A 21786-nucleotide genomic window follows, 5' to 3' on the forward strand; every position below is an offset into this window, starting at 1 on the left:
CACTTAGACACAATTTCATTCATCCTTAAAGATGCCTTTATCGTTTAAAATAGATAATGTAATATCTGCAGCTTTACTTCCAGACACATCGGTATCATTCTGTATATTTGTTGCAAAAAAGTATATGTTTGCTCCATTTTCTACGTAACCAATAAACCAGCCGTTAATATTTTCACCATTAACCATACCGGTACCGGTTTTCCCAGATAAATGGAAATCGTCTAATTCCTTAATTCGCAACGAATCTTTAACGGCTTGCACATTCTTCTCTTCAAAGCCAAATTCATTGAAATAAAATGCTTTTAACAATTGCACCTGTTCAACTGGAGATATTTTTAAGGATGACTCCATCCAATAACGCTCTTTTCCAGCAGAAACGTCGTAATTGCCATAATGAATTCCTTTTAAATTTTCTTGGATCTTATCAAGTGACATTGATTTATCTAATTCCTGAAAATACCAGTTTACCGAATTCGCCATTGCTGTATATAAATTATGATCTCTATTCCAGGAATCAAAAGGATAATTCTCACCATCCCATTTGATAGTGGAGTTTTCACTTGTTATCGTATTTGCCTCCATACCAAATAATGCACTATAAATTTTGTAAGTTGAATTCGGTGAAACCCTTAATGTACTTTGATTTTTATTATAAATCCTATAACTATCAGCCTGTGCATCATATAATACAAAACTACCTTCATCATCCTTGAAATACGTACTAAGATCCTCGTAAGTCACGCGCTCATGATTAAATTTGTATTGATCATTGCCACTTGCCATAGCGGAAACAAATGGTAATTGACAAGATAAGATTATCCCAACCATGAGAAAAATGAGTATACTTTTTAGTTTCAGCAGCTTAGATTCTTGTGTGAAACCGGCAATATTGATGATACGTTTCTTAATATGCTTCTTTGAACCATTCAAGTGGTTTGCCAAAGCAAGGTTTTTTAATTTTGACGTTTTCCCAGCAAAATTTAAGATGGTATTTCCGTAATCGACAGCACAATCCCCACCCATTGAATTTAACACCGCAGTGTCACAAGCAATCTCGCGATCCAACCTCATTTCTCTTAAAGAAAACCAAACTAGTGGATGATACCAGTATAGAATTTGGAAAATAATAACAAAGTAATTGGTCAGGACATCTTTGTTTTTTAAATGATGTAATTCGTGCAGCAGAATATATTTGATCTCTTCCGTAGTAAGCCATTGATCTAAATTTGTTGGTAATACGATATAGGGCTTAAATAAACCAAAAGCCAGCGGAGACTTTATTACTGGCGACTCTCTTACGCTTACATTAAAGGTAAAAGGCTTAGTTAGCTTTAATTGCTGCTTACATTGTTCAAATAGCAATAGCAATTCTTTATTTTGGATGAGCTGTGTTGTTTTTTTGATAGTTTTTAGCTTATACCAGGATTTTATGGTCAAGATGCCCATAAATAGCATTCCTGCCATCCACAAACTTACAAAGAAATTGATTAAGAAATCAGGGCTTGAACGATTGACGGATACTGAAAAATCCTTCATCCAATTTTCACGTTCTCCTTCCACTTCTCCTGAATCAATAGTGTAACGATTTTCGTTACTCTCAATGGAATCCAGAGCAATAAAATGACCATCAAAAGGAAGGAGCTCTTCCGGTAAAAATGGAATAGCCAACGCAAATAATAACAAAAACCATAGATTATAATGCCATTTTGCTGATAGCTGTTTCTGGAATATCTTTTTAATCAGCAAAATTACTATAATTGTAAAGGTAGGTAAGAGTAAACTGATTACAAAATTAGTAAAAAACATAGCTTTCGACCTCAATTCTGTCGGTTACCAGTAAATTTATCACGTATTAACGCTCTGTAATACCCCCACCTCTAAACAAGAGGGAAAACCAAAACCTGATTCTGTTCAACTAACATTCAGTTGGGGAGGTAAGGAACCCCCCACTGAATGAAGTTTCACTTTATCAAGTATGTGGGAAACATGTCTACTTACCATGTCTATCTCAATATTACAATTGTAATATAACATGCTAGCATGGTTTGTTCAATGCAAAAAATATAAAAAAAGTAATTGACAACTACAGACTACAACTGTAATATTGTATTACGCTTGTAGTCTACAAGTTAAATTTTTAGGGAGGGTTTATTTTGAAGAAGATATTCAGCACGAGAAAGTTCATACTAGCAATTTGCTTTATGGCAGTCATTGGATTGATTGGATGTACAAAAGAAAAGGATTCGAGCGAGTCCGTATCTAACTCAAGTAACGAAGAATCCAATCAGACGATAGACAACCATTTCGCCCAATTAGAGAAAGAGTTTGATGCTAAACTTGGTGTTTATGCGATTGACACTGGTTCTGGAAAAATAATTGATTATCAAGCTGATGAACGATTCGCCTTTACCTCTACGGTAAAAGCATTAGCAGTTGGAGCGGTTCTACAACAGAACACAATGGAAGAATTAAACGAAACGGTTACTTATACGAAAGATGATTTGGTCACCTATTCCCCGATTACAGAGAAACATGTAGATACTGGAATGACCTTATTGGAAATAAGCGAAGCAGCTATTCGTTACAGCGATAATACTGCGGGTAATTTATTGTTTAATGAATTAGGTGGTCCGGATGGTTTGGAGAAAGCAATGAGGGATATAGGAGATACCGTTTTACATTCTAATCGGACAGAACCAAATTTAAATGAAGCTCAACCAGGAGACATTCGTGACACAAGCACTCCAAAAGCACTTGCTACAAGTTTGCAAGCTTTCGCGCTTGATGATCATTTACTATCTAAGCCCAAGCAAGATATGCTATTAGAGTGGCTTCAAACGAATACTACCGGGGACACATTAATCCGCGCCGGCGTGCCTGAAGAATGGACAGTTGGCGATAAAAGCGGCGCAGGTGGTTACGGAACACGAAATGATATTGGGATTGTGTGGCCACCTGATCAAGAACCTATTGTCATTGCAATTCTTTCAAGCCGAGATACAGAAGACGCATCATATAATGATGATTTGATAAAACAAGCAACCGAAATAACAGTAGATGCGCTTAAATAGTCTTTTTAACAAGTTATGGAAAAGGTTGACAACTGATAACTAAAGAAATGCGGACTCAACGTTACTATACTATCACTTAAAATAAACAAGTTCATTCAATCAAAGGAATGGACTTGTTTATTTCATGATTCTTCCGCAAGTTTTTCAACATATAAATTAAATTCCTTATCATAACTCTTACGCTTTGTTCTTTAATACACTTCGATCTATTTCTTTGCTATTATCCAATCCCAATTTGGTGTGTCTAATTTTAGTCTAACATCGCCTTTATCCCAATAATTCAACTATTAACTCTTTTAAGGGATCCCTTTACTAAATATACAAATGCCCGATATAGGTAGTATATACCAATCCTTTTAACTCTTAATCATTGTTTCTCTATCTTTATTTTTAAGTTAAAGCGCTGATCTGGTTGGTTGAAGTAAAAATAACAATTCGTAGTATTTTCTATTACATTTGTCGTAGAAATGCTTAAATTTATATCAACATAAGATAGAGATTAACCAAACTTAGATAATTCAAATGGAAGGGGAAATAGAAAAAATGAAAAATGATAAAACAGCTAATGGGAAGGATAAGAGGGTTACAAATAAAGCCTCTAGGAGAAATGGTTTTTTCACGAAAAATTTACAACGTCAAATTATCATTCCCTTTTTAATTCTACTGATTTTAGCTGTAGGAGCGGTGGCTTTTGTAAGCTATCAATCTAGTGCAAGGAATACAACGGAGGAACTTACGAAAAACGTAGAAAACCAGATGACCGGGATGAATGATACGTTTGAAATCTTCTTTAAAAATATAATTAATACAATAGACCGCTTTACTTCCAGTGAACTTCTTTCCAACTATGACAATGATAATAAAGAGCAGATTTTGGAAGACTTAGCTGCAATGAAAGATTCGGATGATACCATTTTCGGTATTTATATTGGTATTGAGGAAACAGAAGAGTATATTGGTGTTGAGGAAACAGCAGAGATAATCGATCCTCATGATGACTCAGATTCAAGTTACAATCCTACCGAGCGACCATGGTATCAAGATGCTGTAGAGGCAGAAGGAGAAACAATCTGGACAGAACCTTATAAATCGGATGGCTCAGATTATACGGTAGTCACTGCAGCTCGTGCTTACTATGATACGAGCGGACTTGTTGGTGTGTTTGCCCTCGATGTATCTGTTGATACACTGTTAGAAATGGTTAACGACATAAAAATCGGTGATTCTGGTTATGCTATAATGTTAGATAGTACTGGCAAATACATTACACATCCAGATGAGCAATATATTGGAGAAGATGGGTCCCAGAGTGAGTTCTATCAAGCGATAGAAAAAGTTGGAGACCAAGGGATTGTTGACTATCAATTCGAGGGGAAAGACAAGATCATGGCGTTCACCAAAAACCCAACTACAGGGTGGATTCTTGGTGGTACAGTTTATGTTGAAGAGTTCCAAGAAAAGGCACGATCTATTCTAACTCCAATTGCCATCACCCTAATTCTAGCACTATTTGTGGCGATCATCGTATCGTATTTCACAACAAAAAGAATTACGACTCGAATTCAAATGGTCATGGATAGAATGAAGGAAATTGCAAATGGGGATTTAAGCAAAGAACCAATTGAAGTGAAATTAGAGGATGAAATTGGACAACTAAGTGTTGCGACAAATGAAATGAATAAAAATATGCGAGATTTGTTACAACAAATTAATGTCGTGTCTGAAACCGTGGCAAGCCATAGTGAAGAGCTTACCCAATCTTCTAATGAAGTAATGACTGGTACGGAACAAGTTGCATCAACCATGCAAGAAATCGCAGCAGGTTCTGAATCACAAGCAAATAATGCAAGTGAGCTTGCTTCCAAGATGAATGTATTCACTACAAAAGTGCAAGAGACAAGTGAAAATAGTGAACACATCCAACAATCTTCAGATGAGGTGTTACATATGACCGGCGAAGGAGCCGAGTTAATGAAATCCTCTACCGAGCAAATGGCTGTTATTGACAATATTGTCCACCATGCGGTTGAAAGAGTAGAAGGATTAGACACGCACGCACAAGAGATATCAGAGTTGGTTTCAGTTATTCAAGATATTGCTGATCAAACAAATTTACTAGCACTAAACGCAGCTATCGAGGCTGCCCGAGCCGGTGAACAAGGAAAAGGATTCGCTGTTGTTGCCGATGAGGTGAGAAAGCTTGCCGAACAATCTTCTAACTCTGTAACAAACATTACAGATATTGTAAATAGCATTCAAAATGAATCTAGTATGGTTGTCACCTCCTTGAAAGAAGGATATACAGACGTAGTGCGAGGCACGGAGCAAATAAAAACGACTGGTGAAACATTCGAGAATATTCGTACAGCAGTTGTAGATATGGGAAATAAAATTAACGTTGCATCCGAAAACCTTATGGAAATCGCAGCAAATAACCAAGCGATGAATACATCCATCCAAGAAATTGCAGCTATCTCAGAAGAATCAGCAGCAGGTGTGGAGCAAACTTCTGCCTCAACTCAGCAAACAAGCTCTGCGATGGAAGAGGTTACCGCTAGTTCGGATGAGCTTGCAAAGTTAGCAGAAGAATTAAACCGGTTAGTAAATGAATTTAAATTATAGACATTTATTTCAATCCACGCTCCCCATACAGGGAGCGACATCATCTATGCAGCGGCGAATTCCGACCATGAAGTATTTCAATCCACGCTCCCCATACAGGGAGCGACCTTAAATACGACAATCGTACATTTGACATCATTATTTCAATCCACGCTCCCCATACAGGGAGCGACGACTTACACCTAATTAGGTGTTACAATATAATTAATTTCAATCCACGCTCCCCATACAGGGAGCGACTTTTAATTCGTTAACTGTTGTTCTTCCTGGTTTATTTCAATCCACGCTCCCCATACAGGGAGCGACACAGAGTATGTGTTGGTGGTCTTGACTATGCACATTTCAATCCACGCTCCCCATACAGGGAGCGACTATTGTTAGTAAATCCATACCAAAAATTAGTGGGATTTCAATCCACGCTCCCCATACAGGGAGCGACGTTAGTGTCAATAGATTTTCGTAAAAAAAATATCTTATTTCAATCCACGCTCCCCATACAGGGAGCGACAGGACTATGCAGACAGGGTATCAGAACAATATGCGATTTCAATCCACGCTCCCCATACAGGGAGCGACGAGATGTTCGCTAAAGCGTTTATCCGCAAATGTGATATTTCAATCCACGCTCCCCATACAGGGAGCGACGTACGACGAATACGGCAATTTAAACCACTTAATTATTTCAATCCACGCTCCCCATACAGGGAGCGACTAATAACGGGCGCACTAAAGCGGTGGCTCCAGGTATTTCAATCCACGCTCCCCATACAGGGAGCGACGTTACTAATCCTGAAGATAAGCGGTTTTTTCAAAATTTCAATCCACGCTCCCCATACAGGGAGCGACGCGACCATCTTCGCTAAAGCGTCAGATACACTGGAATTTCAATCCACGCTCCCCATACAGGGAGCGACTGTTGATAAGCAATTAATTTATGACGATGAGGAATTTCAATCCACGCTCCCCATACAGGGAGCGACGAAGCAAAACGATGCACCTCGCTTCAAGTCCAAAAAATTTCAATCCACGCTCCCCATACAGGGAGCGACGACGGGAGATAATATCAAGCGTTGTTTCAATCTCATTTCAATCCACGCTCCCCATACAGGGAGCGACAATTTGTCGTCCGGTGGAGCGAGTGATTTCAGTGATTTCAATCCACGCTCCCCATACAGGGAGCGACCGGAAGTTATCTATTTCGTTTCGAGATATGATGTCATTTCAATCCACGCTCCCCATACAGGGAGCGACCTTTCCACTGTCCACCTACAGCGTTCGGGAAATATTTCAATCCACGCTCCCCATACAGGGAGCGACAAAATTTCGCGGGCATTGCAGGGGCGGCAAAAATTTCAATCCACGCTCCCCATACAGGGAGCGACTTTCAAGAAGTTTTTTATTTATTTTTGCAAAAAATTTCAATCCACGCTCCCCATACAGGGAGCGACACAACAAATCCGTCAGAAAAAACTTTAATTCTTTATTTCAATCCACGCTCCCCATACAGGGAGCGACTGCGAGATATTGACAAATCCAACATCTCGCCTCTACATATAGTAGTCTATCCATTACTTCTCACTAATTCAACCAAAATTCCTTCTATTTCCTCTAAAGTAAGCACGCATATTCTGCGCGAACCTCCCCGGAAAATCATGTTCACTTCGGGTTCGCGCATTAAAAAATCAGTGGCTTTTCTACTTCAAGCGACGGTTTAGCACCTATATGCTTCACCTTATTTTCATAATTGTTCCCTAAGCGATAGAACCGAAGACTATCAACAGATGGATCGATGATTGATTCTAAGCTTAGTTCCAACTGGCGTAATTGCGTACTGTCCACCACACACTCAAATACAGAATTCTGCACTCGGACCCCGTATTCCTCACACTTCTTAGCTACTTTTCTCAATCTCTTTTGGCCACTTGCAGACACCGTCTGAACATCATAGGTTACTAGTATTAACACTTTCTTCACCTACCTGAGTAAAATTGGAGGATATGCGTCAAGGTCTCCCCTTAAAAATCTGGCTAATAATAATGCCTGCACATGCGGAATTAATCCCCAGGAGATTTTTTCTTTTAAATACGGGTGAGTAATTTCAGACTCCTTGTTTTCCTGCCATAGCTGCAGAAATTTCCTTCTCGCATCATCTTTGAGAATGACAGCGCCATTTTCTTTAATAACAAAATCCTTAGCATGAATCTGCTTTCTATTAACTATCTTTAAAACAAATCGGTCTGCAATCAATGGTCGCAACTCTTCCATGACATCTAAAGCAAGTGAAGTTCTTCCCGGCCGGTCACGATGCAAAAATCCTACATACGAATCTAGCCCGACTCCTTCTAAAGCAGCTGCTGTTTCGGATGCCAGTAGAGAATACGAAAAAGATAGTAAGGCGTTTATTCGGTCTAATGGTGGTCTCCGGTTACGATGCGAGAATGTAAAATCTTCTTTATTCTGCAGAATGCATTCGTCAAAAACGCTATAATAAACACTTGCGGCGTTTCCTTCAATTCCTCTTAAATCTTCTAAATTGGTGCATGTAAGTATGTGCTGTCGGGCTTTTGCAAGACTACTGATCGCATGTTTAATCCGCTCTGAATCCACGCGCAGTCCATGGTCTCTCCACGTACGATTTAACAGTTGCTCACTGTTAAAGATTTTCCCAACGATCATATGTCTAGCTACCCGCAAACTTTCATCTTCTGAGTCGGAAATTCTATATTGTCTTTTCCGCAACAAAACGTTGCCATTCGACTCTCCCGTTAGCCGCCCGCGAAATCTACCTGAGCTTGTGAAAAAGGTGAGACTAATATTTTGGTCCATGCATTCAGCCATTAGTGCCGGGCTTGCCCCCTGATGTCCAAAGGTGCAAATCGCCTGGATATTGTGAAGCGGGACACGTGCAATTGATTCATCTTCTTTTATAAGGTTTAGATTTTTTCCTTTAAGAGCCAAATAGATATCGGGCTGAGAAACGTAAACAGTATTAAGTAATTTTTTCATTCCGCCAACATCCTATTCATGTACGCAGATACTTTTTCTCTTTCCAGCATTTCCGGCAAACAGATATCCCGTAATGAGCATCTTAAGCAATGTTTTCCAGTTTTTACCCTTGGAGTGTGCTTTCTACCATAGTAATGATGCATTTCTTTTAACATTTCTTTTGCTCTATTCCTGAGATTATTTGTGATAGGGACTGGTTCCCTTCGTTTGATTTCATGGTAGTAGAGTGCAGCCTCCTCAATCACTGTTCCGAGCATTTCCTCGAGACACAGGGACTGAGCAGCTAGCTGCAAAATATCGGCATCATGCTTTTTGGGTTTGCCCTTTTTATATTCTATTGGTTTTACAGAATACAGCCCTTCCTCTTTGTCTAAAGGAATACCGTCTTCATCTCTTGTAAATTCCACCATATCGCAGATGCCACTGATGCCAAGCGAGCTTGAATGAACAGGCAGCGCGCGGACAAAAATGGTATCTCCCCTTTTTTCGCGTATGAAAGGGTCGTCAGCCTTCTCATGGAGGGCATTTCCTTCTACCGTCAATACATTCTCAGCCCACTCCTGCTCCACATGAATAAGCGCCCACTGCCGCTTGCAGAATACAAAATGCTGGATCCCTGAAAGCATCAGATAATCTTGTTCATTATAGCCCGTCATGTTCTTCAACTGGCAGTCCTTCCAGCTCATCTACTGTAATCTTGTAATTTTCAATAGAATGAGGAAGATTGTCTTCTACCTTTTTCACGTGTACGGTCCGATGAACTTTAGCAGAAGAATAATTTCCTAATTTCGAATCATGCTCCCACCAGAATACTTTATTTACCTCCATACTACCGTCTGGTCGTGCGGAAGATGCATCGTTTGCGAACAATGTTTTTAACGCTTCTTTCAGTTTTTGTGCATCTTCATAAGTAAATCCAGTACGTTCAGCGAGCTGCGGATTAATGCTTCCGTAAAATACATATACACCAAAATCTACTCGATGTTTCATCCCCATCGTGTCGGATGTTTTTTGACCCGGATCTTTTGTATTTGTGATCGAGTTAACACTCTTTGTAATCTGCATACTAGATATATCTACCGGCTCCACACTTGTTGCAGTATGAATAGATACCGGACCGCGGACACTAATTGACTTATCTTCCCCTCCAGTAAATGCAAACACTTGACCAAATGCGCGAACATCATACCACGTTTCACATGCGATTAATTCAGCACTTATCTCTTCTTTTCCTGTCTTTGATTTTTTCAATAATTTCTTGAGTTCTTCAACTGAATTCACTCTGTCTCTTATACTACGAAATTCATCAGTTCTTCTATCATCTGCTTGCACTAAAATAGGTTCTTCATTGTCTTGTAACCTATTACGAAGTTTTCTCTTAATCGCGACATCTGAAACTTCACCGTACCCTAGGAAATCCTGTCTTGGGCGGTTTCCATTTAATGGATCCCCATTTGGATTTGCTTTATCGACTGTAAATACTACTGCAAAGTCAATTTTATTCTGCAACGCTGTCATTTTCATTTTCCTCCTTTTTTGTATATAAATGTTGGATTTGACTGCTGTACCCCAATAGGAAAACTGGACTGAGCGGGGCGTCGGTCATATTTTCCACTGTCAATCTATCTTCTATCTGTTGGATGAGCTTCGCATAATCTCTTCTTTGTTCCTTGGGCCTCTGAAAATAAGGGTTAAGCTGCTTCCGGATAACCATCCAGGTGCGGGCAGGATGCTGAGAAAAGGCATTAAAATATCTTGTAGCATTCGTTGCCCTGTCTTCTTCTCTTTCTCTCAGCTGTCCTCGCTCCATCACTTCCGCAATACCTAATAATCTTCCGAACAAATAATCTCTTGATGAATTCTCTTCCTGTAACGCCACGGTAAATCCCTCCTTTTCGTATTGCTTATTAATCAGTGCGCATGCAATGTTTATAACAGAATTCCACTGTCCCAATCCCTCAAAGCTAAATGGATTTTTTACCCTATTAAACAACGTCTGAACGATATCTTTCGGGATTGCCTTCTTTTCTGTAATACTCGGGAGCAACCTTGTATATAACTCTTTCTTCATCCTTGGATCTCCATTCCTCCCATAGACAGCTTCTACAATCTGATAGGTGGAAGGAGCACCATGATATGAAATCCATTTATTTTCATTTTTAAAACTCATAAGCCAGTAACATGTACGATGCCAATGGGCTAGTGCTTCATAATATAAATCCGCATTTTGTTCCTGATAGTACACAATAGCAAGCCTGCCTGGCGTTGCAGCATCCACGGACATAACGATAATATTTTCCAACATATCTTTTTTCAGCTCATGCCTTTTTCCTTGCAGCGCCTTATTTAATTCCTTCGCTACAATTTCTTCTGTATAAATGTGCGTTTTAGTATCTTCATCCATTTCCGCAGAGAAGAAATCGAATAAATGATTTGCTGTTCCTTCAAGCGGATCAGCCACCTCTACTTCCTCCACACCAAATGAAACAAAGTAGCGCGAATCAACATAAGTCCCCTGTCTTTGTAAGAGCCAACGCAGTGCATGATGTGCTTTTTGAGAGACATCGTAGCCGATTTGTACTGCTTCGGTTGGTTTTGCGAATCTTCCGCGGTATGTGTAACCGCTGTTGTCATTGGCAGAAATCAACTTCGACATGTCACCGGCGTTTCGAATCCGCGAGCCATGCTGTGTGGTCAGTATCGTTTCCTTTCCCGTAACATAGCAGTAGCCTTTTTCCATCTCTGCAATTGTTTCCTGGTATTCGATATAGTCATCAAATAATTGTTTATCTTCCCAGATAAAAGGATCATCTGCTCTTTCGTGAAGCACATCAAATCGAACAAATGCAGATAGAATGTCACCAGGTACCACTTTATAAATCAATGGCTTTTCCTCGGATGAAGTCCACTTGGTGATTACTTCATTGTTGCTGTCTACCGGGATTACTTTTTCATTAATTAGGTCCTCTATCACATTTCCTTTTTTGACATATTGATAGATTGCTTTCACTTTTTTTGGTGCGTTTGGAAATTCAGCCCATTCTTTCATTTGCCCTAGGTAATCCTGATGATGTTTTTCACGCTTATTCTCCCCGGTATAAGCTACGTAGTCGCCGGCAACGTAAAACAATTTGTCATGGATATAGTGGGGCGCACTCGAATTACTGCGGTTTGCTGATGCGGAGGTAGCAGGCACAATCGTCCGCGCATTCTCTTTCTCAATAACTTTCGCACTCACAAATTCTCCATCTCTATTAATCAAAATTTCAATTTGTGCACTCTGCATAACGTGAGAAACAGGGAGCAACGTTATCCGCTGATTCTGCCTTTCCTCAAACTCTCCAACATGGTCCATATTATTTTCATACACTTTGCTTAACTGCTGCATCCAGCTCATTTTCACACCTCCTTAAACATCTCTTCGTATTCTTGATCCACATCGGTGAAGTTTTCTCCTTTGGTAAATTGTTTCATGGAGCCTTTCCGGACGTCCCGGATGATTTCACATTCCTCCGGGCGCTTGAATCGGATAATTCCGTTTTTCATCGTAGGTACCCAAATTCGTGCCTGGAGCGTTTCCTGATCTCCCTCATCCGGATAAGTAAACCCGTGGAACATCGGACCAAAACTTACTTCACCATAATCATCATAAAAACTTTCGCCTTCACCAAACGCGCAATCTTCTACATACCCCTGACATTCACGTGTTCCGAGAAATACATCACGCCGACCGCCTTTTTTCACCGCTCGCTTGGCGATATTGTGATGTTTGTGCTCGTTTCTGTCATAAGCAAGATCGGGTCTGTTTTCATTGAATTCAAAATGGGCCCGTACTTGGTAGACAGGCTCACGTAAGTAGGTGTAGTACATTAAATCATTGGAATTGCTTTGATATTTGATCGGACGAACTCCCTTAACCTCTGTCTGGATTGGGTTCATGACACGTACCTCATCGATATACCAAGTCAGCGTTGGCTTCCAGTACACCGATTCTACGATTCCCTTTAAAGCTTGGTATGTGGGGATTTGGTATGTAAATTTCTCCCCGCCAATCCGAGTCACGGGATCGGTGAACAAGGCATATTTGCCATGAACAACAAATTCAATCTGGTTCCTCATTGGTATCACCTCCTTAAAAGTTATAATCCATCATCGAACCTTCTCCATCTATCGTGACGCCGAAATCTTCATCATACGCCCGCTCCGTGAGACAATAAATCGAATTGTCGTAAAGGGGTACGAGCAAGTTATTTTGACTGAGTTTCTGTATTTCATAGTCAAAGAGATTTACGGAATATTGCTGTGCCTGTTTCATAATGTTGCTGAATTCTTTGATGTCGAGGTCTTGGTTGAGTGAAGCAATAATATCTTCGCCTCTCGCGTAAGGAACGATCACAGATGTTGTAGGCGATTCAATTGCTTCAAAATGCTTTTCTACTGTCTTAAACATCCCTTTAGAGATGGTGCTTGCTTTTCCCGCGTTAGGATGTCTCCCGTTCAGGTGACTAATAAGAGGGCAATCCAACGGTGGTGGCACTACTTTTATCACACGTCCAGCCTGGGCATCGAAATGTCTGAAATAAGTCTGGATTGCCAAAGGACTTAAATAATTGCCGTCAAAGTCTTCATTATTCAAGATATAATTTGCCAGCACTTCTCCGCCGATTCGGATTTCGGGCAGTCTTGAAAGATTTTCTTCTGCGGAGCGAATGATATAAACTTTCCCTTCTTCTCGCTCCCCATTTCGGTTGCAGCGACCAGCCGCTTGAGCAATCGAATCGAGTCCCGCCTGAGAGCGGATCACGGATTCAAAGCTAATATCGACACCAGCTTCAATCAATTGTGTACTGACACATATGATTCGTTCTTTACCCAATTTGTCCCGTATCTTATCCAGCTTCTCCATTCGGTGCGCCGGGCACATTGAGGTGCTGAGATGATAAACTTCCGCTATATTCAATTCTTCCAGCAGCTTATAAAGCCTCCGGACTTCTGACTTTGTATTTAAAATGATCAAAAGTGATTGGTTTTCTGACATGACTTCTTCTGTGAATGATGCTATTTTTTCGAGATTCCAACCGCCCTTGTCCACTTTATTGATGATTGATACTCTTTTAAACGCGTCGACAGTCTTCACAAGGTCTGGTACAATTTCCGCATTTTTCCCCAGGTGTATTTTATACTTCATTTCAGCTACTTCCGGCTGTGTTGCTGTACAAAGCAAGATGCTGCTATTTCCGACCATTTGGAGAAAATTCATTGCTGTATTAAACAGATGGAAATGTTTGTAAGGAACAGACTGTACTTCATCCACGATAATTACGCTATTCGTGAGATGATGGAGACGCCGGCTTTTTCTCGTTCCTTTTTGGAAAAAGGCATCCAGAAACTGCACCATTGTCGTAAAGATAATCGGATAGTCCCAATTATCACGCCCGAGCTGCAACTGTTTATGATATGCCTCCTGATAATAGTCCGGTTCATCATCCAAACCGCTGTCATCAATGACATTCGCATGATGTTCAAGGACAGCTTCTGGCTGTTTGATAATATCGCGGACGGCCGTAGCATTTTGTTCCAGAATGGTTGTGTAAGGAACTACATAAATAATCCGTTCTTTTTTGTACTGCATCGCATGTTTTAAGGCGTAACGGAGGCTTGCAAAGGTTTTCCCGCCCCCGGTCGGGATGGATAAAGTCATGATAGATGAGGCTTCATCCGCTTTTCTATCACAACTCTCGGACATCTCGTTCCGCAGTTTATAAATGGGTTGAACCGCCTCTCCCCATTCGTTCACTTGATTCATCAGGTTTTTATATCCTTCTTCAAAAACAGCCGAATGATCTGAGAGCGTTACTTCCGTATCCTCTTCAAAACAGCGAGTATCAGTACGGTCCGCATCGATCAAGCAACTAAACACGAGTTTTTGCATATAATTTAAATGAATGGTTCGTTCTTTTCCATTTAGGTGCTTAATCCGCTCCATAAATTCCTCGACTTCTTTTTTAGCTTCTTCGATCAATTGAGTTACCTTTTCCACGTTTCCAGAAACAGCCTCAAAGTTGGCTACTACCTCTTGATAGTGTGGTAAATCAACATTTGTCACACGGCGGATATAATCCGATTGACTCGTATCGGGCTGGATAAAATTCTGCAGGCCGGAGTGGTGAGATAAAATAGCCATCCCTACCGTTTCTACTACGAGATTTTGCAAGGGATCCTTCCCATAATAATTTTCATATAAATATTTTGCTCCTGCGGTGGAGTGATCAATCTTAGTGCTCGCCACATCATCATAAAGCACCGCGTTTCTTATGTAGGTCGTAAAAGCTTCCGTGTATTTACCCATATCGTGGAGTAAACCAGATAACTCTGTGTGAGCAGCTAGCGCTATCGATTTACCATATCTCCGCGCTAGCCAGGCAACCCCTTCAAGGTGGTCTTGAACCGTTTGGATTACATGATCACTTTTGCGAATATGAGCTATAAACAAAGGACACCCTCCTCTAAATTTATTAATTTTCCATATCTTTATTATGAAATAAAGCGCTTGCAGAGATTTGTATACCTTGGAGGTTATTCTAAATAATTTGCTAGATTCCCAGATATAAAGAACTAAAATCTACATTACATTCAAGTATACCTTAAGTCCCGAGTAATTTCTACCAATATTTGGTTTTACACCTTTTTCATGCCTGGAAGGACTCAGAATTTGTCATATTTTTGTTGGCTTGAAGCAGGAATAAGCCTTCACTAGATTGAATACATCTTTAGTAAAGGCTAACAGATTAAGTTCTCTAATATTTAGTTACTACCCTTATTGACGCATTAACATCTGATATTTTTGAAGTTCATGCTTTTAAATCTTCTTATTTTTGGATTTGAATGGGCTGCACTTAGACTATACATCTATTATAACTATGATATGAAAATAATTTAATTGAAAACTATGAACAAAATGCCCGTACCTGAAGCGCACTTGAATTCCCCGGTAGATTCGCACATAAAATCCAATATTAAGACGGATACTTTCCGATTAATACCTTGTTTTATAGATAGTGAAAGTGATACGATACTACATATAGTAAGATAGAAATATTTTTATCAATATCCCGCTGTCACTCCCTGTATTGGGAGTGCGGATTGAAATCGCATAATGACCGCTTGTTTTGGTCTTTAAGCAGTCACTCCCTGTATTTACTTATTGAACGGCTCCATATAAAAAACTTTTACACAATTTCGGAGATCAGGCTATTCTAGGGTTCTTCTAATAAAATATAAGAAGCCTTCAAGATTAGAACGTGAAATATTATTGTAATGCGAGGTCATCTGGGGCTGGTACGCTTTGCTTGGTTAGTGTGCGAAATCGTAAAGGATGGTGCGCACTTGCACCAAGTCATATCATCGCCTTCATAGTCCGACCCCGGATAGCTCAACCTTTTAGCTCAAAACACTCTAATTTAAAGGTATTATTCATACCATCGAAATCTAAAGATATTCATATAATTGAGTATAGTATTTTCTAAAACGCTTGTTCCTTCCCATTTACTAACTAAAATAAACAAAAAACTTCAATAAAAATTAGCTAGAATCGGCGTCGGTTTACCCTTAGTCAATTCTAGCTAATATTAGTTAATAATTGCATTGGATTTTCTATAAACATCTTAAAATTTTCATCTCCGCCACACAAAATATTTTTTGGAAATCACGCGTATGTTAAACGATTCACTGTTCTTTTTAACTGATGAATGAATTTAAAAATACCGTAATATAACGTTTAGCTTTTTTCATAATGCTCTTAAATTAGTAACAGGCATCTACCATAATTTGAGTTAAGTAGTTACCAATCTGCTATTTCACTAGATCTAATATTCCTTTTGTGTTTATCCCCATTAAGTTAAAGTTTCCCTCTGTTCTAATATGGACAAAGCCATATTTTTCATAAAATCCTATTGCATTTTTAGTTGACTCTACAGTAATAAGCGAACAGCCTGATAATTGAGCAATTTTAGCACAGTTAACTAACACCGATGTCATGAGGTTATCTCCATGCCCTTGACGTCTATACTTATTATCTACTCCAATATAATGAAGCCTAATTGCTGGTATTTCTTTGACTTCATAAGGAAGATATATGCTAAGCTCTTCTCTCTTCCCTTTATTGGCTTTTATTGTATTGTTAAATAATGAATAAAAACCAATCAAATTCCTATATTCATCGAAAAATAATCGTGTTCTGACTAAATTTCGTTCTAGCAAGTCTAATGCTTCCTCTTGTAAGAACAATTGTACCTGATTATCACCTTTTTCATCAATACAACTAAAACCATTTATCGCAGAATAGTGATTTTTATTTATCCATTCTTCTTTTAATGGATTATTTATTACTGTCATCCTTCTTCTCTCTTTGGCTTTGATATTGTTTAATAAGTCTCTTTACACGTTGATTAGGCTCTGGAGGATTATTTATTAATTTAACAAAATCATCATACTCTTTCTCAGATTTAAATTCAATCTCAGTGGATTTAACTTGCATACGTTCTGTCGTTGTCCCCATGTCTTTTTCCTCCTTGTTTACGCACACATACGTCACGTCCTTTTTAGCTAGTATATGTGCAGTCTCACCTTTAAGTACTTTAAGTATACCATATGACTTGACAATATTAAACAAGTAGATGAGTTAAGCGAGCATTCAGAAGTAAATCCAATCCATCTGGGAAAGTTTATATAATGCTCTCCTTTCCATAACAAGATATACTAAAGTAAAAAGAAGCTCGGCTGAAGTACCTAGCTTCTTTTTCATTTTTCTATTAGCATGTTTTATTACATATCCTGCAATGCCAGTATCATTTCATGAAAGGTGCAGCGAACCAAACATTAAGTTTTTATTCCCAGTATTCACCTACCGCATCTCCACCGGCATTTCCCAATAATCAATATACCCCTGCTCTATTTTCTTACCCGATTGCGCTCTAATCTGATTAACCAATGCATTCCATTTCCCATTTCTCGCTTGTTCATTTTTAGCAGTTTGAACATCCATAGCTTTCTTCAATAACCGTTTTTCCATTTTTTCATCGAGATAACCTTGATCTTCTCCTAATTCCACTAATTCATCCAGTTCAGATAGGGAGAGAATTGCTTCTACAGGAAACACTTCTTCCGTGACATGCCCTGCCTCATCACGTGCAATAATTTTTATTTCATAATTTCCAGGTGTATAATCTAGAGGCTCAATCGAAATATCATTTTCCATTGTATTGTCTTCCATCTCAATAATGACCTGAGCTAAATCTCCATCTTCATCATACACATCAACCGGAATTTGATAAGATTCCGTAATATCAAATGTCGTGAAATCTGGAATAGGGTTAATGATTGGGGCAGAACCAGAATCTGCCGTCTTCTGGATATGGTCTTCATCCACTACTAATAATTGATACGTATCTTGAAAAATCGAAGCGATACCAGATACCGAAACTTTTTCTCCCTCTTCATAATTGCTTACAAACGCTTCATAGGATATATTCGTTCGGTCATCGACTCGCACTCTCGTCAAATTTTCACCGTTTCTTACATCAAATTCAAATGCATTCCAGTGGGACACGATATTTTCAATTTCACCCTGAATCGTAACACGCTGCCCTTGGTTGGCATCGTCTATTTTGTCGACCGCTACAAATTCTGGGAGTTCACTTTCTCCTATAACTTCAATTAGCTCAAGATCTGAAATTTGCTTTAACCCTTGATGTGTCGAGACGACTCCTTCAAGTTTCACTTTATCTCCAGGACGAAACGCCTCATTATGTTGAAACACATAAATGCCTGCCGTTTCATCTTGTAAATAAAAACCTTGCCCACCTAATAGTCCTGGTTTTGTCGTAATAACGCCCTCTACTTCTACAGGTTTACCATCCGCTAAAGCACGAGCTTCCTGAATTGAAAGTTTTACAGTTTCTTCCGCTTCTCTAATCAGCGCGGGATTTGTAAGGACGTTTGTTGAACCTTTACGCAAGCGTACATTCGCATTTCCATCCGCATTTTTATCAAGCTGTACGTTTAAGGTTTGCTTTGCAATACCGTCACTATTTGCTGTAAGTGAAAATTGTTCACTATAACCATAATCAGAAGGCCAGCTTCCATCAGCATTCTGAACTTTGGCTACTTGCTTTCCACCATCTAAATAAACACCAAGGTTATACCCCGTAATCGTTTGCCCGGGATTTAAACCTTCTGCCACAACTTCAATGGTAAAGAGCTCGTTTTTTGGTAAAACAGATGGATAACTCAAGGATAGTTCCGGTTCCGCAACCGGATCTTCAGGTGAACCAAAAGAGCCTGGTGCGAATGTTGCTGGATCAAACCAATCATAAGATTCTAACGGTGTAGACCAAGGTTCCTCCTCGGGTTCTGTTGAATTTTCCGGTATTTCCTTGTCCAAGAAGGGCGAAGGTTCATCTAACGGGATACCTACCTCGGCAAAGTTCTCATAGGATTCATCCTCCGCTAGCCAATCAATCATATTTAATAGTAATTCTCCGTTGTCAGCATCTTTAAATCCATCATACGTTGTTTTCTTTGCACCGGTTTCTTCATTTCGGTATTTCGGTGTCGCATCTTCTACAGGAGAGGAGTCGCCAATAAAGGCAGCTTTACCTTCCTTCAATTTGGAAATAGCGGCATATGGACCTTCTTCTACTCCACCACCATGATAAATTCCTTCATCCACTGCTGGTCCCCATTTATCGCTTTCATCAAGACCTTCTGGCAAGTACAGAATTCCTTTTGCTATTTCTGGATCTGTTATAGCTAGTGTCGAACCAGCATGCATCGTTACTTCGCTCACACCTTGTGTAATCCCAAATGTTTCTGCTGGGTCCACTACTTGATCTGCTATTACTGTCCCCGCGGCATTGTACCTGAAACGGATACCAAAGTTATCACTTAGCCAATCGGACCCTTCCACGCCTTGCATGGCTTCAGAGTTCTTTTCTTCCTCTGACATTCCTTTTGTTGGATCATCATGTGCTCCGCGACGGTATCCATTCATCACTTCCGAAGAATCCCAGCGATTTTTATTGCGATCCGCATTATAATGATCGGAAATAAAGAATATACTTCCACCATTTTCAACATACGTAATCATCGCATCCTGTTCTTCTTTCTTGAACGGAATATTTGCCTCTGGGATGACAAACACATCATAATCCTCCAAGTCCTCTACAGCTAGCGGACCGTTTTTCCGAAACTCTTCCACATAATACCCATTGTCGGCTATCCCTTCCGCAAAATCGGAGAAAGCCCCATCAATCACCCAATCTGCTTGTCCAGCCGTTTGTGCGTGGGTATTATCAAATAATACTTTCTTTCCATTTGGGGTTTCCGGCTGAATGATTGGAGCTGGGTCATCCATTGTCTCCGCCTGAAATGGCATTGGTAAAACGGTAATACTTACGATTAGCGTGAGCAGCAACATCCATAAAGCATAAGCATTTCTTTTCACTTTTACCCTCCTAGTCAGATCATTTATTTTTTCATATCCACTCTATCAAATCATTGTTGTATTCCTAATGAACCTCCCTCCACTTAAAGATGAACATCTTTTGAAATGGGGGTTTCTTATCTTAAAGAAAAAGAGTTCCCGTGCGCATCGGTTAGGAGACGCTCCACCTGATGGTGGTGGGTGTTCTTTATCTCATAATAAGCAACACATCAATCCATGTGGGCGGGAACACGCCATTTACTACTCATTGTTTTATGCAACTCGTAGATACGTTATCTTCTTGCTTGTCGGTACCGGCAGCATCTTTTTGTATTTGGATTTCGTTAAGATGTTCGCTGCACCATGCAAATCACGATGCGCCTCGTAACCACAAGAACAAGTATAGGTTCTTCCGGATGGTTTTCGTCTGTTTTGACAAACAGGACATGTTTGTGTGGTGTAGGATTCATCTACTAATACGACCTGGATACCTGTTGCCTCCGCCTTATAGACGAGGTAACCTAGTAGCTGTCCTACATTCCAATTCGACATTTTTTGTCGATTGGTTCTGTTCAATCGTTTTCTCTTTTTCGTATGTTTACTGACATTTCGTGCGTCACCAACATGTAACGTGTGGACCGATTCTTCCACCGCCCACTCCATGAAATTTCTCGTAATTTTATGACTCGCATCACGTAATTGTTTATCACTTTTTGACAGGATGTACTTTTTAGCACGCTGGTATTTTTTCCATTGGTTCGAGCCTTTTTTACATTTACTCATTTTGCGTTGCAGTTCTTTTAGCTTTTGATTGCGGAAACGGTGAATACTTCGCAGCTTCCGGCCAGACAGAATCACACCTTCCCCATTTTCAGCGATCGAAGCGAAGGAATGGATTTCTCCCATATCGACACCCGCCTCTTGGGTTCCTACTCGCTCTTCTGGAAGCTGGCCATCATCAAAGGAAACGGACAAATATAAGCCGTTGTCATAACAAAGCTCGATTTCTTTGATATCGCCAGATGGTAAATCCGAGACGAAGACAACAATCGGTTTACGTTTAGCCCCCATGGATAAGGTGATTTTGTTTCCCTCTATTTTGAAGGCTTTGTCCACCCACTTCGTATTATAATGGCGTTTTTTCTTGTAGGGATAGCGGGCAGTAGAAATCCCTTTTTCTCTGGCTTTCTTCGTGCTATCTCTGGCATCCAAGTAATTATGTGCCACTGCTTGGATACTTTGACTGTGAAGAGGGACCATTTTCTTGATTGCTTGTTGTAAATGGGTTCGATTGATCCACTTACCTGCTTGCAGATGATGGTTTTTAGCAACTTCTAAACAAGCATTCCACACATAAGCGGACAGACGATTGCATGCAAACAAGCGATCGATTGCTTCCTTCGATGCATGAAAAGAAACTCGCTTTCCACGATACATGATACTCACCCCTCGATCGGAACGTTTGTTCTATTGTAACCGAAAAGAAAATAACTATCAATAATTTCTGACAAAACAAACGATTCATCTCCCACCACACCATGCTAATAGGAGGGAGACTTCTCGTTTTAATTAGTTAAAAATCTGTAAATTATAGTTTATACAACA

Annotated in this window: 14 protein-coding genes and 1 CRISPR repeat array; of the genes, 2 read left to right on the plus strand and 12 right to left on the minus strand. The window is 39.8% G+C overall.

Features of this window, described 5'->3' with window-relative positions:
* Positions 1 to 15 precede the first annotated feature (15 nt).
* Positions 16 to 1806: a BlaR1 family beta-lactam sensor/signal transducer gene (locus SPD53_RS08650; RefSeq protein WP_188857704.1), complete on the minus strand. Its 1791-nt coding sequence runs from the start codon at positions 1804 to 1806 to the stop codon at positions 16 to 18.
* Positions 1807 to 2201: 395 nt separating this feature from the next.
* On the opposite strand from SPD53_RS08650, the gene bla reads away from it, so the two are divergent.
* Entirely contained in the window at positions 2202 to 3071 is an 870-nt protein-coding gene (bla, locus tag SPD53_RS08655) for a class A beta-lactamase (protein WP_336252304.1), read from the plus strand.
* Between the two features lie 543 nt (positions 3072 to 3614).
* Entirely contained in the window at positions 3615 to 5693 is a 2079-nt protein-coding gene (locus SPD53_RS08660) for a methyl-accepting chemotaxis protein (protein ID WP_336252280.1), read from the plus strand.
* A 6-nt stretch (positions 5694 to 5699) separates the two neighbouring features.
* A CRISPR array of direct repeats spans positions 5700 to 7208; the repeat unit is 33 nt; unit sequence ATTTCAATCCACGCTCCCCATACAGGGAGCGAC.
* Positions 7209 to 7367: 159 nt separating this feature from the next.
* Here the strand turns inward: SPD53_RS08660 and cas2 are convergent.
* From cas2 to SPD53_RS08715, 11 genes are all read right to left on the minus strand, one after another.
* The gene (gene cas2 / locus SPD53_RS08665; RefSeq protein ID WP_156855253.1) at positions 7368 to 7658 is read right to left on the minus strand and encodes a CRISPR-associated endonuclease Cas2; all 291 of its coding nucleotides are present in this window, start codon (positions 7656 to 7658) and stop codon (positions 7368 to 7370) included.
* Positions 7659 to 7667: 9 nt separating this feature from the next.
* On the minus strand, positions 7668 to 8699 hold the full coding sequence (gene cas1c, locus SPD53_RS08670; RefSeq protein WP_336252281.1) for a type I-C CRISPR-associated endonuclease Cas1c: 1032 nt from the start codon (positions 8697 to 8699) through the stop codon (positions 7668 to 7670).
* Entirely contained in the window at positions 8696 to 9355 is a 660-nt protein-coding gene (gene cas4, locus SPD53_RS08675; protein WP_156855254.1) for a CRISPR-associated protein Cas4, read from the minus strand. Before cas4 ends, cas1c begins: the two co-directional genes overlap by 4 nt.
* Positions 9342 to 10217: a type I-C CRISPR-associated protein Cas7/Csd2 gene (gene cas7c / locus SPD53_RS08680; protein WP_336252282.1), complete on the minus strand. Its 876-nt coding sequence runs from the start codon at positions 10215 to 10217 to the stop codon at positions 9342 to 9344. The genes cas4 and cas7c overlap by 14 nt, the downstream gene beginning before the upstream one ends.
* Positions 10198 to 12096, minus strand: a complete 1899-nt coding sequence (gene cas8c / locus SPD53_RS08685) for a type I-C CRISPR-associated protein Cas8c/Csd1 (RefSeq protein ID WP_336252283.1) — start codon at positions 12094 to 12096, stop codon at positions 10198 to 10200. The genes cas7c and cas8c overlap by 20 nt, the downstream gene beginning before the upstream one ends.
* Positions 12097 to 12098: 2 nt before the next feature.
* Entirely contained in the window at positions 12099 to 12818 is a 720-nt protein-coding gene (gene cas5c, locus SPD53_RS08690) for a type I-C CRISPR-associated protein Cas5c (RefSeq protein WP_156855174.1), read from the minus strand.
* Positions 12819 to 12831: 13 nt separating this feature from the next.
* Positions 12832 to 15192: a CRISPR-associated helicase Cas3' gene (cas3, locus tag SPD53_RS08695; protein WP_336252284.1), complete on the minus strand. Its 2361-nt coding sequence runs from the start codon at positions 15190 to 15192 to the stop codon at positions 12832 to 12834.
* A 1358-nt stretch (positions 15193 to 16550) separates the two neighbouring features.
* Positions 16551 to 17093 carry a GNAT family N-acetyltransferase gene (locus SPD53_RS08700; RefSeq protein WP_336252285.1) on the minus strand — a complete coding sequence of 181 codons (543 nt, stop codon included), beginning with the start codon at positions 17091 to 17093 and terminating at the stop codon, positions 16551 to 16553.
* Complete coding sequence (locus SPD53_RS08705; protein ID WP_336252286.1) at positions 17077 to 17256, minus strand: type II toxin -antitoxin system TacA 1-like antitoxin; 180 nt, start codon at positions 17254 to 17256, stop codon at positions 17077 to 17079. Before SPD53_RS08705 ends, SPD53_RS08700 begins: the two co-directional genes overlap by 17 nt.
* Before the next feature lie 345 nt (positions 17257 to 17601).
* Entirely contained in the window at positions 17602 to 20202 is a 2601-nt protein-coding gene (locus SPD53_RS08710) for a DUF3945 domain-containing protein (protein ID WP_336252287.1), read from the minus strand.
* A gap of 252 nt (positions 20203 to 20454) precedes the next feature.
* Positions 20455 to 21618, minus strand: a complete 1164-nt coding sequence (locus SPD53_RS08715; protein WP_188857687.1) for an RNA-guided endonuclease InsQ/TnpB family protein — start codon at positions 21616 to 21618, stop codon at positions 20455 to 20457.
* Positions 21619 to 21786: the final 168 nt, after the last annotated feature.

Origin of the sequence: Oceanobacillus sp. MO10714A (assembly GCF_037072045.1) — a bacterium.
GTDB classification, from domain to species: domain Bacteria; phylum Bacillota; class Bacilli; order Bacillales; family Amphibacillaceae; genus Oceanobacillus; species Oceanobacillus indicireducens.

What these genes read in the sequence shown, in the direction of transcription:
- SPD53_RS08650 (WP_188857704.1), bottom strand. Translation starts at nt 1,806, where the DNA reads ATGTTTTTTACTAATTTTGTAATCAGTTTACTCTTACCTACCTTTACA.
- bla (WP_336252304.1), top strand. Translation starts at nt 2,202, where the DNA reads ATGGCAGTCATTGGATTGATTGGATGTACAAAAGAAAAGGATTCGAGC.
- SPD53_RS08660 (WP_336252280.1), top strand. Translation starts at nt 3,615, where the DNA reads ATGAAAAATGATAAAACAGCTAATGGGAAGGATAAGAGGGTTACAAAT.
- cas1c (WP_336252281.1), bottom strand. Translation starts at nt 8,699, where the DNA reads ATGAAAAAATTACTTAATACTGTTTACGTTTCTCAGCCCGATATCTAT.
- cas4 (WP_156855254.1), bottom strand. Translation starts at nt 9,355, where the DNA reads ATGACGGGCTATAATGAACAAGATTATCTGATGCTTTCAGGGATCCAG.
- cas7c (WP_336252282.1), bottom strand. Translation starts at nt 10,217, where the DNA reads ATGACAGCGTTGCAGAATAAAATTGACTTTGCAGTAGTATTTACAGTC.
- cas8c (WP_336252283.1), bottom strand. Translation starts at nt 12,096, where the DNA reads ATGAGCTGGATGCAGCAGTTAAGCAAAGTGTATGAAAATAATATGGAC.
- cas5c (WP_156855174.1), bottom strand. Translation starts at nt 12,818, where the DNA reads ATGAGGAACCAGATTGAATTTGTTGTTCATGGCAAATATGCCTTGTTC.
- SPD53_RS08700 (WP_336252285.1), bottom strand. Translation starts at nt 17,093, where the DNA reads ATGACAGTAATAAATAATCCATTAAAAGAAGAATGGATAAATAAAAAT.
- SPD53_RS08705 (WP_336252286.1), bottom strand. Translation starts at nt 17,256, where the DNA reads ATGGGGACAACGACAGAACGTATGCAAGTTAAATCCACTGAGATTGAA.
- SPD53_RS08715 (WP_188857687.1), bottom strand. Translation starts at nt 21,618, where the DNA reads ATGTATCGTGGAAAGCGAGTTTCTTTTCATGCATCGAAGGAAGCAATC.